This is a genomic window from Aphanizomenon flos-aquae FACHB-1287, assembly GCF_014698755.1.
Classification (GTDB): domain Bacteria; phylum Cyanobacteriota; class Cyanobacteriia; order Cyanobacteriales; family Nostocaceae; genus Dolichospermum; species Dolichospermum flosaquae.
The window spans coordinates 26,873-46,776 of sequence record NZ_JACJTO010000028.1 but is presented as its reverse complement, the minus strand read 5'-3'; the positions used below and the strand labels follow the sequence as shown (position 1 = coordinate 46,776).

The following is a 19,904-nucleotide window of genomic DNA, read 5'->3' as shown; positions in this document are numbered from 1 at the left end:
AATTCTCATCTGTTTCCAACTGGAGTGGGGAATATTTTTAGGTTGGTAATTTCCGGCTTTTTATTTCCCACAACCTGAAATGAAATGGAGAACAAGTGATTTTTTCGACCCTGAGGAAAATTTATGTTAAGTAATTAACTTTCAAGCGTGCTGTTATTTCCATAGCACTTGCTAAAGGCAATTACTAATGTGATTTATTGCCATTTGCTGACTCTTCATTTTTTCATAACTTCGGTGGGAAAGTCAACCCCATGACACTGAGTCCAAAAATTTATCTTCCATAAATTTAGAATTCTTGGAGATAAATCAGGGAAAAAGACATATATCCTAAAGCATTGAGGTTCAGATTTAAACTATTCAACACTTAAACATTACTGATTTTTTCACTCAATTCCGGAAATAATAGGAAAATAAAATCTCCCAAAAGTTGGATGAAAATCAGATAATTAAGAAATTCTGTATTTTTTAGGTTTTGTGAACAATCATCTCCCGGACTTCTTAGACCAGTCAGAGAGATAACGAATGTGGGATTTAACGAATTAGCAAATAAATTCCCCAAATAGCCATAGCGCGGAGATAGGTACTAGCACGGAAAGTACCATTAGCTGTGATTGCTTCTGGAGTGCGAAATTGCAAACCGTTGTTGTAAATTTGCCTCACCACAGCCTCCGTTAATTGCATTGCTTCATTTTTCATGTCCATTTGCATGAGGAAGGCTGCTAGACCAAAATTAATTCCAGTCCAAACCTCCAAAGGGTGGGTAGAATGAGGATTTTCTGGTAAACCATTGGGAAGAACACCGTTAGCAGCGCCAAATTTACCATTTTGGAATTTGAGAAAACAGGAATCATGTACTTTTGTTAAGGCAGACAAAGCGCGATCGCTGGGGACAATATCTGGTAAACTCAATAAACGAGCGTAAAATTGCCCACACAATTGATCAGCCATAACCACATCAGAACCACTGTCACTATCTAACCGATAATATTCACCATTCCACAACTTTTCCTGATAAATTGGTTTAGATTGATTTAACCAACCCTGATAAATTGACCCTTGCACCTCCACCTCCGTGACCTCTGTGCCTCTGTGGTTCGCTAAAATCTTAGAAATAGCAATAGCAGCCTCCAAAGCCGCTAACCATAAACCACCACAATATGCACTGATACCATTTAAGCGCCAATCATCAAAAGTTTGGTCAGGTGCGCCGGAATTTTCGGGTATGCTGTCCCCATCTAAATCAAATTTTTTCACATAATCGAGAGTCTGAACAATAGCATCCCAACAATCTGCTAAAAAGTCAAGATCATTGGCACCGGTAAACAGAAAATCTCGATATACCTGTAAAACAAAATCACAACCTAAATCTTTCCAGAGATTGCAGTCTTGATAACTAGTATAATTGGTTTTTTCCCAAACGTGTTCGTTGGGAGCGCCTAAATCGTGAGGTGTCGCACCTGGGACTTTACGAACTGCGAGAGGACTGTCAGATTTAATTGTCAGATAATAACCGATAATTCTAGTTGTATCATCACCTTGGGGAATTGCTCTGGCAAAAGCGCGAATTACTGATTTTTCCAGTTCAGGAAATAACATCAATAAACCAAAAGAACCATATAACCGCACGTCTAGACTTTCATACCAACGGTAATCTAAACATTCTAACACAGCAAATTGACCAATGGGATCAATTTCCGAGGCAGCGCTCCAGAGAGTTCCTCCGCTGGTTAAGTCGTAAAGTTCGTTGAATAAAGCCATTTTAAACCAATTGGGTAAATCTGATCTTTCTAAAATAGGATTTTGCCAATTTTGAATGAGCGATCGCCAATTATGATATGATTTGAGTGCGGTAGTCGCAATTTGCCAAGCATTCTCACCATTACAGCCAAAAAAGTCAGTATATCTGCGGAAATAGTTCACTCCTGCGGCAAATTCCGTCACCGGAAAATCCCAACTCAGGACAAAGGGAACTTCTAAAGTTTCCCCTGGTTGTAAAGTCAAACGGACTGCAATTGCAGCGCCTAATCTGGTATTTTCGTCTGCGGGAGTTTCATCTATATAATTAGGTAAAGAACCATTTTCTGCGAAATTCTGCCAAATATCTGCACCATTACCGACAGGGTTAAATCGGGAATGATGAAATATTTCAACTTGAGAATTTTTGGTAGTCGCAATACACCAAGTTCCGTCTCCTTCTTGAACGGTTTGACTATTAGAAACTTGACCTAAAACACAACCAAAATATTGATCATCTTCGGCTAAACAATTATAATTGTTTTGACTTTTTCCCCAAGCTGGTTGATATTCATAAACTGGACTACCATCATCTCTAACTCGCACTTGGGGAGATTTTAAAGTATTAGTAAACCAACCTACCATATTTTCCCAAGTTAACATGATGCTGATAGTAATTGGTGTATTTGTGGGGTTGTGAGCTTTCCACAAAAAAACCGCTACTGGATAACTAGTTTCTTGATAATTATCTGCCCAAATTGGGGAAAATTGCTCACAGGTTAATTGAGTTTTAAAGACATTTTCGTAAACAAACCAACTGCGGGGATAAAGTGCGTGATATGTTCCTGACCTGACCCCCAACTCCTCTTCTTCTACAGAGGAAGGTGGATACCATTGCCAGGATGATAGTGTATGATCTTCTGGGGGTTGGGTAGATAATGCGTAAGCTTGTCCAGATTCAAAGATACTAAATTGACAAGCGGGAACGGTTTTAAAAGTATGTTCTCCTCCGTCAATGTGCCACAGGTTAAAGTCTCCCCGTGAAGAACGTCCTATACACCCCGCACCAAAGCCACCAAGGGGCATTCCGTGCCAGGGACCATCATCTATATTACTAGGATAACGGACGGTGTAGGGCTTATCCCAGCCTAAGCCAATGGGACGTTTCCAGGTGCAGGGGGTATTTGGGGGTGGTTTGTCATGGTTTGAGTTTTACGGTTAATGCTAATGAAGACTAGCGCGATGTGTGATTTTTCTCAAGTCATCATGAAAATATTGTTATTTCGCGCAATCTCTCTTATTCATTTCCTGCTCTGCTAGGAATTGATTTATTTTGTCAAGTATTTCGGTGGTATTGTCTTTGTGTTGTATTTGCTGTACGACGGAGTGATTTTGTTAATTTGGTTTGTTGGTTAGGGATACGTCGTCAAATCTTTTGGTTAACTTGTGGAAATGTGACGAATCGGAATTTGCGTCAACTTCTGAAATGTAGCTACAGTGATTAGTATCGAGCAAATAAGACATAGTAACAGAAATTAAAACTGCGTTTGGGAACGGGTTTCTTCAACTAAACGCAGACAATCTTCAAGATCATCACCAGGCCAAGTTCCAGCATAATGTAGTAAATCACCTGCTTTTTTACCTCGCTTGATGGGGGAAATACGACGTAATGGGCGTTGATTTACGGTGCTTTTTTCCTGAATAGAGTCGAGAAAATCACTAACTAAGGAAAGCTGTTCTGGTGGTAGTTGGGATATCTGTTGTTCAATCTTTTGATGTAGTTCTAAATAAGTCATCTGTACCTCGTTTTCATAGGAAGAATAGGGATGATTCTATTTTATCTCTTTATTTTACAGCGATTCCTTCGGTGCGCTTCGCTATCGCACTCCCAAAAATCACACAAGCACTAAATTATCAATTTGCTGCACAGACTACTCATCATCATCTTGAACGTTTTTTTCGTCAAATCCCAGCCAAAATAGTAGCACCTGTTCTAATTCCAGCATTTGTTCTGGTGTTATGTTTCCCAATTTGCGTAAAAGCTTTGCATGAGGAATTGTGATGATATTTTGCACATCAAATACTCCTTCCCGAAGGAAATTAGTTTTGATTTGTGCCTCAAATCTTGAACCACGTGAACTTGTTGTGTGTGGAACAAGAGTCACTAATGCACGATCTTGATCTAGTACAGGAATACTGATTACTAAACATGGTCTAACTTTTGCCACATAACCTAAATCTACTAGCCAAACTTCACTACGTTTAGGACTACTCATACTCCGCTTCTTCCTCATCTAAATCAAGAAAAAGTCCCTCAGCATTCATGACTAAATCTTCATCAGATAAGGGCGAAAAATCTAAATCAACTGTCCGCTTTAAAATCTCTAATACCAAATCTAACCGTTCTGAGTCTGTCAAGCGGTCGAATGTATTCAGAAGTTCTTGTACTAAAGCAGTCATAGCTTTTTTCCTATATATGGAGATATTATAACATGAGCTTGATATGGCACTCATCAAAATCATCCTACAAGCGATCGCACTCCCCAAAATCACACTATAAGCGATCGCATTCCCAAAATCATCCTACAAGCGATCGCTCTCTCCAAAATCACACCACAAGCGATCGCATTCCCAAAATCATCCTACAAGCGATCGCACTCATCAAAATCACCCTAGAAGCGATCGCTCTCTCCAAAATCACACCACAAGCGATCGCTCTTCCAAAAATCGCACAAACACTGATTTATCAGATCCCTCATCTTATTCAAGCTGACTTAAAATATAAAACCTATGCCTAAAAATGACAAAAAACCTCTTTTAACGTTGTAAATTTGTTAGAATATCAAGGTAATTGGAAACAAACTATACCATTTAAAAGGATAAGACAGTATGGATGCTGCGAAACTTCTAGCACTTTATGAAGAAGGAGAAACAGATTTTCAGGAATTAAACTTGGAAAATATTGATTTAAGAAATGCTGATTTGAGTGGTGCTGATTTTAGTGATGCTAATTTCAGTGGTGTTAATTTTAGTCATGCAAATTTACGCAACACTAATTTAGCAGGTGTTAATTTTCATGATTCAGATTTAAGTAATGCTGATTTGAGCGATTCTGATTTGGGTGGTGCTAATTTCAGTGGTGTTAATTTTAGTCATGCAGACTTACGCAATACTAATTTAGCAGGTGTTAATTTTCATGATTCAGATTTAAGTGATGCTTATTTAAGTTATGCTAACTTATGTTTTGCCAATGCACAGCGTTCTCAATATGACTGTGTATATATAGATGATTGTATTGACAATTCACAATATGGTTATGCCGAAGAGTTAGAAGTTGCAATTTTCAGTAATGTCAATCTAAGTGATGCAGAATTAATTGAAACAAAATTATGTGGTGTAGACCTTAGTAATCTGAATCTTAGTGGTGCTGACCTGAGTGGTGGTAACTTGAGTGGTGCTAACTTGAGTGGTGCTAACTTGAGTAATGCTAACTTGAGTGATGCTAACTTGAATGGTGCTAACTTGAATGGTGCTAACTTGATTAATGCTGACTTAAGTAGTGTCAATCTTAGTGATAAAAATCTTAGTCATTTCAACTTCAGCGATGCTCATTTAAGTAGTGCCGAGCTTGAAGGAGTGAACCTAAGCTATGCTAATTTAAGTAACACCCATCTAGATTGGGCAAATCTTAATCAAGCTAATTTAAGTAATGCTAACCTTAGAAATGCTGATTTAAGTCATGCTCAATTAAATAAAGCTTTTCTCAATCAAGCTGATTTGAGTGATGCTAATTTAAAGGATGCCGATTTGAGTGATGCTAATTTAAAGGATGCTAATTTGAGTGGTGCTAATTTAGATAATGCTGATCTGAGTGGTGCTAATTTAAAGGATGCTAATTTGAATTTGGCTAATCTGACTGGAACTATAATTGATATAAAAACAGAAATAGATCATAAATGGGCTATTGTTTGGAAAATTCTTAATCAAGAAAAATTTGCTCAAATAAATCAACAATATAAAAATCAAATTAGCTTATCTGGGACACAAAATCATTTTTCAAAATATGAGTTAGAATGGATTGATTTAAGTAATAGTTATCTAAAAAATGCAAAATTGGCTAACTTTAGTTTAATTCATACTGATTTTAGCAATTCACATTTACATTCGGCTGATTTACATTCGGCTGATTTGCGTGGTGCAAATCTAACCGGAGTAAACCTACAAGAAGCTACATTAATAAAAGCGAATCTTCAAGGAGCAAATTTAAGTAATGCGGATTTACGATATGCAAATATATCTGGAGCAAACCTAAATGATACTAAAAGAGGTGGAGCAAAATTTTCTGATATATCATGTGATTGGACTCAACTTAATGATGAGCAATTTGAACAACTTTGCTACGATCTCCTTATAAAACAACATAATTTAAAATTAACTGATATAGATAAAATGGGTAAATCACGCTCTCGTGATGGTGGTCGAGATATTGTATTTTCCAAAGGTACAGATATTAATAAAAAACCTATCAAATGGATAGCTCAGTGCAAATTAAAAAGTGATAAGGGATCTCTTGGAAGTTCACAAGTTCCAAATATTCGTGATATGTTAGATCAATATAATGCAGAAGGTTTTTGTATACTTACTAGTGGCATAATTGACGCTACATTACATGATAAACTGGATACTCTGAAGGAAGATAAAGGTTTTGAAGTAGAACGATGGTCATATTTAGAAATAGAACGCTTTTTAGCAGACCATCCAGAAATTAAAGCAAGATATTTTCAAGATTAATTTGATGAAAATTATCCATAGGAATAGCCTACGCAGGTAGGCTTTGTCTGTATAGCCCCAGATTTCTAATCTGATGACTATATAAAAAAACACATTAAACAATATACCCTAACCTTCCTCATTTCTTAATCTTTGTAACAATTCCTCACGGGATAAATTACCCAAAGAAAAATGTTTATTACTTAAAAAATGGATCTTCTGATTATGCTTTGATCACTGACTTTAATCGTTATGAAGATGTAATTCATCTTAAAAAACTATCATTTAACGCCTCAAGTTCAAGTCAAGCCTGGAGTTATCGTTTAGTTAATGTTGGTTCTAATACAATTGTAGGTAAATTTAGGCTTTTAGCAATGAAAAGTCAATAATTAACCAATATATTCAATTAACCTTTATTTAAAAAAGGTTGTTTGAATTTTTTACTTAAAAGATTTTCGTCCAATAATATAATCATAATGTGATCTTTACCGTGAAGTAAGCGAACTGACAAGTCAGCGCTATCGCTTATCTATCGTCAATAATTGTAGGGGTAAAAAACAATGCTAAACCCTTACCTATCGGGTATTATTAATGGTGGAGGGATAGAGAGTGATCGCTTTGTAAAATTTACGATAACTCATTTTTAGTCAGTTTCTTGGATACCCAGCTAATAATACCGCTAAGTAACGCACCACCCATCAATATACCAATAGCAGGATTAAATACTGGTATCCAGAGTTTGTGCCACAAATCTAAACCTAAATTGATTCCAGAAGCATCACCAATCACGGCTATAACAAGCCATGCAAAACCTAAAATCACTAGGAAAACATCAGCGACTAAGATCAAGTTAAGCCAGTTTAATAATTTGTCTTTCATTTTGATTGGTCAGTTGTCAGTTGTTAGTTGTTAGTTGTCAGTTGTCAATTGTCAGTTGTTAGTTGTTAGTTGTTAGTTGTTAGTTGTTAGTTGTCAGTTGTCAGTTGTTAGTTGTTAGTTGTCAGTTGTTAGTATCTTCCCCCTATTCCCTGTTCCCTTTTCCCTATTACCTATTCTTCAAATAACCATTTTTTGACCTTTTCCAAATTTTTCCAATTAGGTTTTCTAGTTAAACCATCTTCAATACTATTTTTAACTTCCTCTTGCCATTCTTCATTAACAAATATTAATTGTTGTGCAAAATCAATGTGTTCTCGTAAACCTTTTTGACCTGTTTCCAACATAGCTAAAGCCAGATTAATTCTCCCTTGTGGGTCTTGGGGATTGAGTTTCACAGCTTTATTAGCAGCATTAAAAGCCAACTTACCCTTATTATCAAGAAGATATAACCAAGCCAAACAAATCCAAGCAGAACTGGCTTTAGGAGAGCGATCGCATACCTCCTTAAATACAGGAATCAGAGATTCTACAGATTCTCCAGCCTTATAACGTTCTAAACCTGTATCAAACAGGGAATCAATAGTATTAGTCATTTGTTCTTAGTCAGTTGTCGATTATCAGTTGTCAGTTGTCAGTTGTGATTAGCAACCAATAACTGACAAACTTTTCTCAAATATTACACGCCGAAAGATTTACCGCAACCGCAAGTTTGGGCGGCATTAGGGTTAGTAAATTGAAACCCACCACCAATCATGGCATCACTATAATCCAACATTAAACCATAGAGGTAAAGTAGACTTTTGCGATCGCTAATAATTTTAAACCCATCATAATCGAAAACCTCATCATCAGAAGTAATCTTACTGACATCCTCAAAATCCATCATATAAGACATTCCCGAACAACCACCTTGTCTAACTCCCACCCGTAAGCATAAATCTTGCCCTTGCTTATCTTGAAGAGACTTAACCTGCCGTAATGCAGCCTCAGATAACAAAATTCCCCGTTGTTGAGTTTGAGTAGCTTGTGTCATAAATTCCTAACTCCTGAACTGGTTTTATCAATACCCCATAAGGCATTCTCATCCCTCTGGGTGGCTATGAATGTTTTTGTATTCATTTTAGCGACATTAGCACGGCAAAAAGAATAAGAAAGTGGGAAGATGGAAATATGGACGGAAAATTCTCAATTATTCCTTCCCTATCACCAGTTGCCACATTCTTAGCAACCTTAGATTTTTATTCTAGAATTGAGGGGTTCGGTGTGTTTCCAGATTAACCATTCCCAAAAGTCTAATTCTATAATCGCTTTGTTTTGATTCATTTACTTTATGACAAGTTTTAATCGCTCTACCAGTCGTCGGTTGCAGAAATTAACCCAGATTCCTTCTGTATGGGAGGGCGATCGCCGTCCATTGTCATCACCACACACCCCATTTACAGACCCAGAAGCCAAAGGAGATTGTATTCTTTGGGTAGATGGCTCTGAAGGCATTGTAAGAGCCATGGACATGGTAGACCCCGCCCTGGGACCAGAAGCCATTGTGCGTACCCTTATGCGGGCAATAGAACATCCCCAAAGTCCCGCCAAACCCGGTAGACCACAAAAAATAGTCGTCCGTGACCGGGAAATTCAATTTTACTTGCGCGGAGTGTTACAAGATCTAGATATTACCATTGACTACTCGCCAGAATTACCGATAATTGATGAACTTTTTCGCTCTTTTGCTGAAGTCATTGATAGTAAAACTCCCGATTTACCACCCAAATATGCCAAAATCCTCCGTGATAAAGCCTTAGAAGTCTGGCAAACCTCCCCTTGGAATTTTCTAGAAGAACAGCAAATTATATCCATAGAGATCAATCAATGGGACGTAGAGAAACTTTATGTCTCAATTATGGGAATGCTAGGAATTGAATATGGAATTTTGTTTTATCGTTCGGAAGATTCCCTAAAACGGTTTCGGGCTGCTGTTCTAGCCAATGAAGACGAAATGAATCAAGACTTAGAAGAGGCCTTCCTCCGGCAAGATTGCGTATTTATCACCTTTGATTCATTAGATGATGACGACGATGATGAGGTTGATAATTTTGCAGAAATGCCGGCTTCAGAAATTGAACCTACCTTCGGTAATATTCATCCCCTAGAAGGATTACGTTCAGTTTTGTATGAAGAAGAAGCACTACTTGCCTTTGTCGCTGTAGAAAGTTTATTACGGTTTCTCCGTGATCATCATCGGCAATTATCCAGAGAAGATTTTCTCACCCTCAGCCAACGTTATCGCATTTCCCTACCAGAACAGGACAAAAATCCTCAATCCTTAACTGTCACTGTTTCTACCATGCCAGAATTGACAGCAGAATTAGAAGAAATGGCTGGTTTTAATTTGGATGATGATGAAGAAAATGAAAATGATTCCATATTTGAAGCCTTAAGAGACGACTTAATCCCAGAAGACGCTTTTATGAGTCTGAGTGTATTACCCTGGGAAACATTAAATCGCCTGCGTCATGAACCAAACTACCAAGCCGCAGAGAAATTTGAACCAGTCGGTGATGGTTTACCTGTTATTGTTGTTCAAACCTCTCGCCCCAAAGCTAAGAGAATTATTGAAAATATTCAAGCCGCCGGCGGACTAAACGCCATCTGTTTTCACGCCGTCACCGATCCCATAGATAATGATCTTTATGACTTAGGTTTATTACAAACACATAATAGTGAATTATTTTTGTTTGGGCAATTCTTAGATGGTGATCCAGTGCACATAGAAGCCAAGAGAAAATGGCATCAGCGTTGTCAACGTACCAAAGGCCATTGCGGTTTAATTATTGCTAAAGGATTGACCGGCGCTGCTCGTGGTAATCCCCAATTAGGAGATATGATGGCTCTATTAGAAGCTCATGTTCTTTCCTCGGAAGAATTAAGCTTGCAAATAGTTGACTAAAGAAATAGATATACCTAGAATTTATATAGGAGTCTGGTTTGATCTCTGAATCTTCTTACGTAGAAAAGCAAAAAGCAAAAGGTAAGAGGATTGTAGGATATTAAGTAACAAGTTTTGTATGGCTACGCCACGCAAACTATCGAAAATCAAATGGGAGTCCTATACATCAAAGGATATCTATGTTTCCTATGAGCACATTGATAGGTCGAATCAATGGTACTCAGGTTAAAATAACAAGGACTTCCCTGTATTCAAGCAAAGTTATCGCCAAATTTATTTGGGCAAGTAGTTGACACACTGAAAATTTTAAATAGGATTAGTGTCTTTGTTACCTTTTTAATTCTGATTAACTTTCATAGTATCATTTTTGTTTTGAGTGACCAGACTCTCTAAATCAAGTTACTATACAGCAAAGTGCATAATAATGACAAATAAAAAATGGGCGGTTAAACGCATAACAGTTAATCTCGCAACGCAAGAAGCGGAAAAACTAGAAAAATATTGTCAACAGACAGGTAGACCCGCAACGGACGTGATTCGGGAATTAATTAGAAGTTTACCCCAGGGTGATGAAGTGGTAATTAGCTGATAGGGAGCAGGGGAGCAGGGGAACAGGGAGAAGATATTTTCAACTGACAACTGACAATTGACCGAAAAGACGGGACACAAGCCCCGTCCTTCTAGGACGGCTTTATGTTAAAATTTGGTCATAGTCGCCATAGGGCATTGGGAGACTTTAAACGGACATGGAGGGACGATAAGACCACTTGTGGCGTGTTTCATTGAAGTGTCAAGAATCACCGCACCTTCAGGTCGGTGAGTATGTCAACAATTCAGTTACAATTTGTAAAGAAACTGAACAAGGAACGAGGGAATGCGCGTTGCAATTGTAGGTGCGGGATTAGCGGGATTAGTAACTGCTGTAGATTTAGTAGATGCAGGTTGCGAGGTGGAAATTTTCGAGTCTCGCCCCTTTGTAGGTGGTAAAGTCAGCAGTTGGGTAGACAGTGAGGGCAATCATATTGAAATGGGACTGCACGTCTTTTTCGGCTGCTACTACAATCTATTTGCATTAATGGAGAAGGTAGGTGCTGGAGATAATTTACGCCTAAAAGAACATAGTCATACTTTTATCAATAAAGGTGGAAAAACCGGGGCGTTAGATTTTCGCTTTTTTACTGGTGCGCCTTTTAATGGATTAAAGGCGTTTTTCACCACTTCCCAACTTTCCCTACAAGATAAATTCCAAAATGCTATCGCTCTGGGTACTAGTCCCATAGTTCAGGGTTTGGTAGACTTTGACGGGGCAATGAAAACTATCCGCAAATTAGATAAAATCAGTTTTTCTGACTGGTTCTATCGTCACGGAGGCAGTAAAGGTAGTATTAAGCGTCTATGGAATCCAATTGCTTACGCTCTGGGATTTATAGATTGTGACAATATTTCTGCTCGGTGTATGTTGACGATCTTCCAGTTTTTTGCAGTTAGAACCGAAGCTTCAGTTCTGCGAATGCTAGAAGGTTCACCCCAGGAATATTTACACAAACCTATTGTTAAATATCTAGAAGAAAGAGGCACAAAAATATACACCCGTCGTCAAGTGCGGGAAATTCAGTTTGCTGAGTCGGGAGAAGAAACTCAGGTTACTGGTATACTAGTTGCTCAGGGTGATACAGAAGAAGTGATCAATGCTGATGCTTATCTTTGTGCTTGTGATGTTCCTGGAATTCAGCGAGTTTTACCCCAACCTTGGCGAAAATGGCCAGAATTTGATAACATTTATAAATTAGATGCGGTCCCAGTCGCCACAGTGCAGCTACGATTTAATGGTTGGGTGACAGAATTACAAGATGAGGAAAAACGCAACCAGCTAAATCACGCAGTAGGGATAGATAACTTGTTGTATACCGCTGATGCTGATTTTTCCTGTTTTGCTGATTTGGCCTTAACTAGTCCTGCGGATTATTATCGTCCTGGGGAGGGTTCATTATTGCAACTGGTATTGACACCGGGAGATCCTTTTATTAAACAAAGCAATGAAGAGATTGCTCACCACGTTCTTAAACAAGTCCATGAACTGTTCCCTTCCTCCAGAGATCTAAACATGACTTGGTACAACGTTGTTAAATTAGCTCAATCTTTATACAGAGAAGCACCAGGAATGGACGCTTATCGTCCCAATCAAAAAACACCTATCTCTAACTTTTTCCTCGCGGGAAGTTATACACAACAAGATTATATTGACAGCATGGAAGGAGCAACAGTCTCTGGAAAACGTGCAGCTAAGGTAATTTTAGAAAGTCTGAAGAAGTAGGTGACAAATGGGGAACAGGGGACAGGGGACAGGGGACAGGGGACAGGGAATAGGGAATAGGGAATAGGGAATAGGGAATAGGGAATTATGATTTCATAATCACCAATTACCAATTACCAATTACCAATTACCAATTACCAATTACCAATTACCAATTACCAATTACCAATTACCAATTACCAATTACCAATTACCAATTACCAATTACCAATTACCAATTACCAATTACCAATTACCAATTACCAGTCTAAAATCTAAAATCCTATGAGTGAATGGTTAGAACATAGTGTACAAGTAGAAGTAGAAGTTCCTATAGAATTATCCTGGGGTTTGTGGTCTGATTTAGAGCAAATGCCTAAATGGATGAAATGGATTGATTCCGTGAAAATTTCCGAAGATAACCCAGAAATTTCTCTGTGGAAACTGAGTACAGGAGGGTTAAATTTCTCTTGGAAATCTCGAATTACCAAAATAATTTCTCATCAAATTATTCAATGGGAATCAGTAGATGGTTTACCAAATCAAGGAGCAATTCGCTTTTATAATCGCCAAAGTAATAGTATTGTCAAAATGACCGTTTCCTACGCTATTCCTGGCTTAATTGGTAAACTTATGGATAATTTGTTTTTAGGGAAGGTGGTAGAGTCTACAATTCAAGCGGATTTAGAAAGGTTTAAAGAATATGCTTTGAATGTGAAAGAAAATTAATACGTTTCCCAGTCTCATGAAGTACGCACCAGTTCTCTGTTCTCTATTCCCTAAAACTAAAAACTTTGTACCTCATATAGACTGATGAATTTTTCAAGTTTATGAACAATTAATATTTTAACTGGCTTGTCGGTTGCTATATTAATAAAGTCAAAATATTGAAATTTAACAGGCTCAAAATTTTATTCATGTCTCCGATAGATACTCAGGTTTTCAAATCCTTACTGGATATGGTGGGAGATAATCAGGAAGTTTTAGCGGAAATAATCAATTGTTATCTGATTGAATCTCCTAGAATGATCGCTGCTATTCAAACATCTGTCACCAATCAAGATACTAATACTCTTGGTAGGACAGCTCATAATTTAAAGTCTAGCAGTGCTTCTTTGGGAGCAATGAACCTCTATCAGCTTTGCTTACAATTAGAATCAAAGGTGAAAAGTGGTAATTTAGAAGGGGTTTTAGAATTGGTGTCACGGTTGATTAACGAGTATAAACAAGTTGAAATTGCTTTAAAGAAAATAGTATAAGTGTCATGAGCAAAAGATTTTCTAATCGCATTCAAGCCGGTAAAATGTTAGCTCAACATTTACAAGCATATACTAATGTTAAAGATGTCTTGGTACTAGCTTTACCTCGTGGTGGTGTTCCAGTTGCTTTTGAGGTTGCTAAACTTTTGAATGTGGCCATGGATGTGTGTATAGTCAGAAAACTGGGTGTACCTGGACACAAAGAACTGGCCATGGGGGCTATTGCGTCTGAAAATACCATAGTTTTCAACCAAAATATAATTAATTCTTTGGGAATAGATGAAGAAAAAATTACCCAAGTTATTAACCAGGAATTGCGAGAATTAAAGCGACGGAATCAGGTTTATCGAGATAATAAACCAGCAATTAATGTTAAAAATAAAATAGTGATTTTAATAGATGATGGTATTGCTACTGGTGCAACTATGCGAGCAGCCCTAACTATTCTTCAACAACAGCAACCGGCGAAAATTGTCGTCGCTGTTCCCGTTGCACCCCTCGCTGCTTGTCAAGAATTGCGCTTAGAAGTAGATGATATAATTTGTTTGCAATGTCCAGAAATAATGTCTGCAATTGGTTTATGGTACGAGGATTTTAGCCAAACTACAGATAACGAAGTTCGCGCACTTCTAGGAAGTTAACATCTGATAATAAATATAGCATTTCCCATGGTAGTGAGGTACAAAGTTTTTTATTTTTAGGGAATAGGAAATAGGGAATAAATCGGTGTGTTCTTCATTAAATTGGAAAATGATATAAGTTAGTCAATTATTTTTTCTATCTAAAGAATGAACTTTTATCTACTCTTATAGATAGAGGGAAATTTATTAGTTATGTGATAAAGAATAGGTGAACATTTTAGCAGCCACTAACGTACATTTGATATGATTATCATTTTGTAAATACGAGTTATACCACTTTTTAAATAGTCCATTTTTATACAAATATTGCTCAATTCCTCAAAACCTTTTAATAAGTTGAGTATTTCCTGATTAAGTGTAATTAACTTAGCCAAAAAATTAAGAATAACTGAAAATAAATTGATGTCTTTATGCCATTTTTGTAAATACCTCTTATGATAGTATTTTAATAATGATTTGATAAAACTGAAATTTTGTATACTTTTTATAGAGAAAAATGCCATTTTGGCTTACTCATTAGGGAAAACATACTATTATAGATATAATAATGTCACAAGGAGAATTTAAAAACCTAAAAACAGGAAATATTTGCAAGTTGAATGACTATTGAAATACTTTCCGATTTTTTATGAAACAATGAACTTAGCGAAAAACCGTCAGAACAGGTTGACATTAATAAACGAATCATTCTCAATTGCCGAAAATCTGACGAACTAAATGATATATCATCGAATTGAATATATATCACTGCTCACCTCACAGAAAATTAATAAAATTCTCTTATAATCACAAATAATATTGATATTTAGTCGAAAAATAATCGCTATACTCGATCTTAGATATCTAAGTTATTTATTAAGAGAATTAAATGCTTTGCATATCGCTTCCAGATAAGGTTGTCACCTAGAAGATCCAATTAATTTCTGCTTGTAATTGAGGATTTAGAAATTTAGAACTCATGATTTAGAAGGCTTTTCAAACTAGGATAAAAATTCCTAAATTTGACAATAAAAGCCTCATAAATTTTGACTCTAAAGATTCTCTGTTCTGAATTATTACAACTTATTAACTTTCAGTCCTACAAGATTAGATCAGGGTTAGTTATGAACTATCAGGCCTCTTCTTCTCAGAACGATTTTCATAGTGTCATCACTCCCGAACAGTTCAATAATATCATTGCAGCTATTACTGATGGAAGGTATTCTTGGGCTTGTGTGCTGATTTTACGTTGCATTGATTACAATCCAATTCACTATATTCCACAACGGACTTACAGCCGATTAATGAAGGAAAATCGCCAAATTGTTACACCTATAACATCTAGTCAACAAAAACAAAAAGCCGATGTTTCCACCTCTGTAAATAGTCCTAATTATAGAGATTCATCTCAATTACTAACCACAGCCAAAAGGTAGAGTAACTGAAAAGAAAATTATTCCTTAAAACCAGAATAATTTGGGATTTTTTTATCATTTAGCCCCCATACTAAGATCAGTACGGGGGATTTTATATCAACTATCCTATGGGAAATTTCTGCTAAGTTTTTCTCACAAGTTCCTCAAACTTTCGTTTTTAGATAAATCAGGGAATTTATGGTTGGGAAAATACCAATTACGAAAAATTAATGAGTTTCTGAAGGTCAAGGAATATGAACACGAGAACCTATGCAACTATAGACGGTAATGAAGCTGTGGCTAAGATTGTCTACCAGCTAAATGAGGTGATTGCCATTTATCCCATTACACCATCTTCCCCCATGGCTGAATGGTCCGATACTTGGATGAGTGAGGGAAAACCGAACATCTGGGGAACTGTTCCTTCTGTGGTGCAGTTGCAGAGTGAAGGGGGGGTTGCTGGTGCTGTACATGGGGCTTTACAAAGCGGTTCACTGACAACAACTTTTACAGCTTCTCAGGGATTGATGTTAATGATTCCCAATATGTATAAAATTGCTGGTGAACTTACATCTACAGTATTTCATGTTGCAGCGCGATCGCTTGCCGCCCAAGCCCTCTCTATTTTCGGAGATCATAGTGATGTCATGGCCGCAAGAACTAGCGGTTTTGCCATGTTGTGTGCTGCTTCTGTGCAAGAAGCCCATGATTTTGCCCTAATTTCCACAAAAGCAACTTTAGCATCTCGTATTCCTTACTTACACTTTTTTGATGGTTTTCGCACTTCTCATGAAATCAATAAAGTAGAAATACTAACAACTGAAGACCTGCAAAAATTTATTCCTTTAGAGTTAGTAATTGCTCATCGTTTACGAGGTTTAACACCTGATAAACCAGTATTACGAGGAACGGCACAAAATTCTGATGTTTATTTTCAAGCGAGAGAAACAGTAAATTCTTTTTATTCAGCTTGTCTAGATATTACTCAACAGATAATGGATGAATTTGCTGAGAATATAGGCAGAAAATATAAATTATTTGATTATTATGGACATCCAGAAGCAGAAAAAATAATTATTCTCATGGGTTCTGGTTGCGAAACAGTTCACGAAACCGTAGATTATCTGCATCAAAAAGGTGAAAAAGTCGGAGTTATCAAAGTTAGATTATATCGTCCCTTTGATACCCAAAGATTTATTAATTCTTTGCCTAAAACTACCCGCAGTATTGGAGTTTTAGACAGAACAAAAGAAGCGGGAGCAATTGGTGAACCATTATATATAGATGTGGTTACAGCCTTAGCAGAAAACCAACTTCACAAAATCAAAGTTGTGGGAGGAAGATATGGTTTATCTTCTAAAGAATTTACACCAGCAATGGTAAAATCTGTATTTGATAATTTAGATTTGCAAACACCAAAAAATCATTTTACTGTCGGGATTAATGATGATATAACCCATACTAGTTTAGCATATAATCCCGAATTTAATATAGAATCAGATCATATAGTTAGGGCAATTTTCTATGGTTTAGGTGCAGATGGTACAGTGGGAGCAAATAAAAACTCAATTAAAATTATTGGAGAAGAAACAGATAATTATGCCCAAGGTTATTTTGTTTATGATTCTAAAAAATCTGGTTCTGTGACAATTTCTCATTTGCGCTTTGGTTCTCAACCAATCCGTTCTACCTATTTAATTACTAAAGCTAACTTTGTCGCTTGTCATCAATGGGAATTTTTAGAAAAATTCCTGATATTAAAAGATATTATTCCTGGTGGCACGTTTTTATTAAATTCACATTTCAATAAAGATGAAGTTTGGGATAAATTACCTCCCATAATCCAAACAGAGATAATTAACAAAAATATCAAATTTTATGTAATTAACGCCTATAAAGTCGCCCGTGAAGCGGGAATGGGTGGACATATCAACACAGTAATGCAGGTCTGTTTCTTCGCTATTTCTGGTATTTTAACAAGAGAGGAAGCAATAGTAGAAATTAAAAAATCAATTCGTAAAACTTACATTAAAAAAGGAGAAGAAATTATACAAATGAATATCCAAGCAGTTGATAGAACCTTGGAAAATCTCCATGAAATTAGAGAAAAGAGAACAAATAACAGGGAACAAAATAATATAAAAATGTCGTCAATTCCCGATCATGCACCAGCATTTATCCGCGATGTTTTAGGTAAAATGATTGCCCGTGAAGGTGATGATTTACCCGTGAGTGCATTACCTGTAGATGGTACATATCCCACAGGTACATCTAAATGGGAAAAACGCAATATTGCTGAAGAAATTCCTGTTTGGGATACCGACGTTTGTATTCAATGTGGTAAATGTGTAATGGTGTGTCCTCACAGTGTAATTCGTGCTAAAGTATATGCACCAGAAGAACTAGAAAATGCCCCAGAAACCTTTAAAAGTACAGATGCAAAAGAACACAATTGGCATGATTTAAAGTTTACCATTCAAGTAGCAGCAGAAGATTGTACTGGTTGCGGTATTTGTGTTGATGTTTGTCCCGCAAAAAATAAAGCCGAACCACGCAAAAAAGCTATTAATATGGCAGCGCAAAAACCATTAAGAGAACAAGAACGAGAAAATTGGGATTTCTTCTTAAATCTTCCTAACCCAGATAGACTTAAATTGCAGTTAAATCATATTAATCAACAGCAAATGCAAGAACCATTATTTGAGTTTTCTGGTGCTTGTGCAGGATGTGGAGAAACACCCTATATTAAACTTGTAACACAATTATTTGGCGATCGCATGATCGTCGCTAATGCCACCGGTTGTTCATCTATCTATGGTGGTAACTTACCTACCACACCTTGGACAAAAAACGCAGAAGGTAGAGGTCCAGCATGGTCTAATAGTCTATTTGAAGATAATGCCGAATTTGGCTTAGGTTTCCGCATTTCCATAGATAAACAAGCAGAATTTGCAGCTTATTTACTCCAACAACTTGCACCCCAAATAGGTGAAACTCTAGTTACAGATATTCTCAACGCAGAACAAAAAGACGAATCGGATATTTATCAACAACGAGAACGAATTGCTATTCTCAAAGGAAAATTAAAAGAAATTATCACCGCAGATGAACACAGATTAGCGCAGATGAAAGAGGATTCTATCAGTGTTTGTCAGCGTTTATCTGCGTTCAAAAATCTTCAATCTCTCGTTGATTATTTAGTTAAAAAAAGTGTTTGGATCATTGGAGGTGACGGTTGGGCTTATGATATTGGTTATGGTGGATTAGATCATGTCATTGCTAGTGGACGCAACGTTAATATTCTCGTATTAGACACAGAAGTTTATTCTAATACTGGAGGTCAAATGTCCAAATCTACCCCTAAAGGTGCAGTAGCAAAATTCGCCGCAGGTGGTAAACCTACAACTAAGAAAGATTTAGGTTTAATGGCCATGACCTATGGTAATGTTTATGTTGCTAGTGTAGCAATGGGCGCGAAAGATGAACAAACCCTAAAAACTTTCTTAGAAGCCGAAGCTTACGATGGTCCATCATTAATTATTGCCTACAGTCATTGTATTGCTCATGGTATTAACATGAGTACAGCTATGCAAAATCAAAGGGCTGCTGTAGACTCTGGACGCTGGTTATTATATCGCTATCACCCCGACCGCATTAAACAGGGAGAAAACCCCCTACAACTCGATTCTCGCTCGCCCAAAATACCAATAGAAAATTCTATGTACATGGAAAATCGGTTTAAAATGTTGACCAAAATTAACCCAGAAACAGCCAAAGAACTGCTTAAAGAAGCCCAAAATGACGTTAATACCCGTTGGCAAATGTATCAATATTTAGCCGCCAGAAAATTACAATAAAGCTAAATTAAGAGTCATACCGTTTCTTTGTGAAAATGCGCCAAATTTTTTGAGATTTTCTGTCTCTGTGTCCTCCGTGCCTCTGTGGTTCATTTATCTTAATTGAATTAATATCAGGAGTCAGGAGACAGAA

The 19,904-nt window shown here is 37.0% G+C and carries 18 protein-coding genes and 1 pseudogene; 12 read left to right on the top strand and 7 right to left on the bottom strand.

Annotated elements, in window-relative coordinates:
- Nucleotides 1–531 precede the first annotated feature (531 nt).
- From H6G44_RS13905 to H6G44_RS13890, 4 genes and pseudogenes are all read right to left on the bottom strand, one after another.
- A pseudogene (locus H6G44_RS13905) lies at nt 532–2,936 on the bottom strand (GH116 family glycosyl hydrolase).
- Between the two features lie 333 nt (nt 2,937–3,269).
- On the bottom strand, nt 3,270–3,530 hold the full coding sequence (locus H6G44_RS13900; protein WP_190387085.1) for a hypothetical protein: 261 nt from the start codon (nt 3,528–3,530) through the stop codon (nt 3,270–3,272).
- A gap of 135 nt (nt 3,531–3,665) precedes the next feature.
- Nucleotides 3,666–4,010, bottom strand: a complete 345-nt coding sequence (locus H6G44_RS13895; RefSeq protein WP_190387086.1) for a type II toxin-antitoxin system PemK/MazF family toxin — start codon at nt 4,008–4,010, stop codon at nt 3,666–3,668.
- A complete protein-coding gene (locus H6G44_RS13890) occupies nt 4,003–4,194 on the bottom strand; it encodes a hypothetical protein (protein WP_015213583.1) in 192 nt (63 codons plus the stop codon). Before H6G44_RS13890 ends, H6G44_RS13895 begins: the two co-directional genes overlap by 8 nt.
- Before the next feature lie 32 nt (nt 4,195–4,226).
- On the opposite strand from H6G44_RS13890, the gene H6G44_RS13885 reads away from it, so the two are divergent.
- The 3 genes from H6G44_RS13885 to H6G44_RS13875 all read left to right on the top strand — a co-directional run bounded on the left by H6G44_RS13885 (nt 4,227) and on the right by H6G44_RS13875 (nt 6,893).
- The gene (locus H6G44_RS13885; RefSeq protein WP_190387087.1) at nt 4,227–4,532 is read left to right on the top strand and encodes a hypothetical protein; all 306 of its coding nucleotides are present in this window, start codon (nt 4,227–4,229) and stop codon (nt 4,530–4,532) included.
- A 91-nt stretch (nt 4,533–4,623) separates the two neighbouring features.
- Nucleotides 4,624–6,525, top strand: a complete 1,902-nt coding sequence (locus H6G44_RS13880; protein ID WP_190387088.1) for a pentapeptide repeat-containing protein — start codon at nt 4,624–4,626, stop codon at nt 6,523–6,525.
- A 209-nt stretch (nt 6,526–6,734) separates the two neighbouring features.
- Nucleotides 6,735–6,893: a hypothetical protein gene (locus H6G44_RS13875; RefSeq protein WP_190387089.1), complete on the top strand. Its 159-nt coding sequence runs from the start codon at nt 6,735–6,737 to the stop codon at nt 6,891–6,893.
- Between the two features lie 238 nt (nt 6,894–7,131).
- Here H6G44_RS13875 and H6G44_RS13870 read toward each other — a convergent pair whose 3' ends face one another.
- The 3 genes from H6G44_RS13870 to H6G44_RS13860 all read right to left on the bottom strand — a co-directional run bounded on the left by H6G44_RS13870 (nt 7,132) and on the right by H6G44_RS13860 (nt 8,416).
- Nucleotides 7,132–7,383, bottom strand: coding sequence for a hypothetical protein (locus H6G44_RS13870; RefSeq protein WP_190387090.1), 252 nt, complete (start codon nt 7,381–7,383; stop codon nt 7,132–7,134).
- A 170-nt stretch (nt 7,384–7,553) separates the two neighbouring features.
- On the bottom strand, nt 7,554–7,976 hold the full coding sequence (locus H6G44_RS13865) for a tetratricopeptide repeat protein (RefSeq protein ID WP_190387091.1): 423 nt from the start codon (nt 7,974–7,976) through the stop codon (nt 7,554–7,556).
- Between the two features lie 83 nt (nt 7,977–8,059).
- Nucleotides 8,060–8,416, bottom strand: a complete 357-nt coding sequence (locus H6G44_RS13860) for an iron-sulfur cluster assembly accessory protein (protein ID WP_190387092.1) — start codon at nt 8,414–8,416, stop codon at nt 8,060–8,062.
- Between the two features lie 297 nt (nt 8,417–8,713).
- Here H6G44_RS13860 and H6G44_RS13855 point away from each other — a divergent pair, with 297 nt between their 5' ends.
- The 9 genes from H6G44_RS13855 (at nt 8,714) to nifJ (ending at nt 19,771) form a co-directional block, all read left to right on the top strand.
- Complete coding sequence (locus tag H6G44_RS13855) at nt 8,714–10,327, top strand: DUF6930 domain-containing protein (RefSeq protein WP_190387093.1); 1,614 nt, start codon at nt 8,714–8,716, stop codon at nt 10,325–10,327.
- 418 nt (nt 10,328–10,745) lie between these two features.
- Nucleotides 10,746–10,916, top strand: a complete 171-nt coding sequence (locus tag H6G44_RS13850; protein WP_190387119.1) for a CopG family transcriptional regulator — start codon at nt 10,746–10,748, stop codon at nt 10,914–10,916.
- Between the two features lie 285 nt (nt 10,917–11,201).
- Nucleotides 11,202–12,641, top strand: coding sequence for a 9,9'-di-cis-zeta-carotene desaturase (zds, locus tag H6G44_RS13845; RefSeq protein WP_190387094.1), 1,440 nt, complete (start codon nt 11,202–11,204; stop codon nt 12,639–12,641).
- 77 nt (nt 12,642–12,718) lie between these two features.
- Entirely contained in the window at nt 12,719–12,892 is a 174-nt protein-coding gene (locus H6G44_RS20670) for a hypothetical protein (RefSeq protein WP_313885305.1), read from the top strand.
- Between the two features lie 13 nt (nt 12,893–12,905).
- Nucleotides 12,906–13,349, top strand: a complete 444-nt coding sequence (locus tag H6G44_RS13840; protein WP_190387095.1) for an SRPBCC family protein — start codon at nt 12,906–12,908, stop codon at nt 13,347–13,349.
- Nucleotides 13,350–13,537: 188 nt separating this feature from the next.
- Nucleotides 13,538–13,879, top strand: coding sequence for an Hpt domain-containing protein (locus H6G44_RS13835; RefSeq protein ID WP_190387096.1), 342 nt, complete (start codon nt 13,538–13,540; stop codon nt 13,877–13,879).
- Nucleotides 13,880–13,884: 5 nt separating this feature from the next.
- On the top strand, nt 13,885–14,520 hold the full coding sequence (locus H6G44_RS13830; RefSeq protein WP_190387097.1) for a phosphoribosyltransferase: 636 nt from the start codon (nt 13,885–13,887) through the stop codon (nt 14,518–14,520).
- A 1,103-nt stretch (nt 14,521–15,623) separates the two neighbouring features.
- Nucleotides 15,624–15,935 carry a HetP family heterocyst commitment protein gene (locus H6G44_RS13825; protein WP_190387098.1) on the top strand — a complete coding sequence of 104 codons (312 nt, stop codon included), beginning with the start codon at nt 15,624–15,626 and terminating at the stop codon, nt 15,933–15,935.
- A gap of 233 nt (nt 15,936–16,168) precedes the next feature.
- Nucleotides 16,169–19,771: a pyruvate:ferredoxin (flavodoxin) oxidoreductase gene (gene nifJ / locus H6G44_RS13820; protein ID WP_190484394.1), complete on the top strand. Its 3,603-nt coding sequence runs from the start codon at nt 16,169–16,171 to the stop codon at nt 19,769–19,771.
- Nucleotides 19,772–19,904 lie beyond the last annotated feature (133 nt).

What these genes read in the sequence shown, in the direction of transcription:
- H6G44_RS13895 (WP_190387086.1), bottom strand. Translation starts at nt 4,010, where the DNA reads ATGAGTAGTCCTAAACGTAGTGAAGTTTGGCTAGTAGATTTAGGTTAT.
- H6G44_RS13840 (WP_190387095.1), top strand. Translation starts at nt 12,906, where the DNA reads ATGAGTGAATGGTTAGAACATAGTGTACAAGTAGAAGTAGAAGTTCCT.
- H6G44_RS13855 (WP_190387093.1), top strand. Translation starts at nt 8,714, where the DNA reads ATGACAAGTTTTAATCGCTCTACCAGTCGTCGGTTGCAGAAATTAACC.
- H6G44_RS13825 (WP_190387098.1), top strand. Translation starts at nt 15,624, where the DNA reads ATGAACTATCAGGCCTCTTCTTCTCAGAACGATTTTCATAGTGTCATC.
- H6G44_RS13900 (WP_190387085.1), bottom strand. Translation starts at nt 3,530, where the DNA reads ATGACTTATTTAGAACTACATCAAAAGATTGAACAACAGATATCCCAA.
- H6G44_RS13830 (WP_190387097.1), top strand. Translation starts at nt 13,885, where the DNA reads ATGAGCAAAAGATTTTCTAATCGCATTCAAGCCGGTAAAATGTTAGCT.
- H6G44_RS13835 (WP_190387096.1), top strand. Translation starts at nt 13,538, where the DNA reads ATGTCTCCGATAGATACTCAGGTTTTCAAATCCTTACTGGATATGGTG.
- nifJ (WP_190484394.1), top strand. Translation starts at nt 16,169, where the DNA reads ATGAACACGAGAACCTATGCAACTATAGACGGTAATGAAGCTGTGGCT.
- H6G44_RS13885 (WP_190387087.1), top strand. Translation starts at nt 4,227, where the DNA reads ATGAGCTTGATATGGCACTCATCAAAATCATCCTACAAGCGATCGCAC.
- H6G44_RS13865 (WP_190387091.1), bottom strand. Translation starts at nt 7,976, where the DNA reads ATGACTAATACTATTGATTCCCTGTTTGATACAGGTTTAGAACGTTAT.
- zds (WP_190387094.1), top strand. Translation starts at nt 11,202, where the DNA reads ATGCGCGTTGCAATTGTAGGTGCGGGATTAGCGGGATTAGTAACTGCT.
- H6G44_RS13880 (WP_190387088.1), top strand. Translation starts at nt 4,624, where the DNA reads ATGGATGCTGCGAAACTTCTAGCACTTTATGAAGAAGGAGAAACAGAT.
- H6G44_RS13870 (WP_190387090.1), bottom strand. Translation starts at nt 7,383, where the DNA reads ATGAAAGACAAATTATTAAACTGGCTTAACTTGATCTTAGTCGCTGAT.
- H6G44_RS13890 (WP_015213583.1), bottom strand. Translation starts at nt 4,194, where the DNA reads ATGACTGCTTTAGTACAAGAACTTCTGAATACATTCGACCGCTTGACA.
- H6G44_RS13860 (WP_190387092.1), bottom strand. Translation starts at nt 8,416, where the DNA reads ATGACACAAGCTACTCAAACTCAACAACGGGGAATTTTGTTATCTGAG.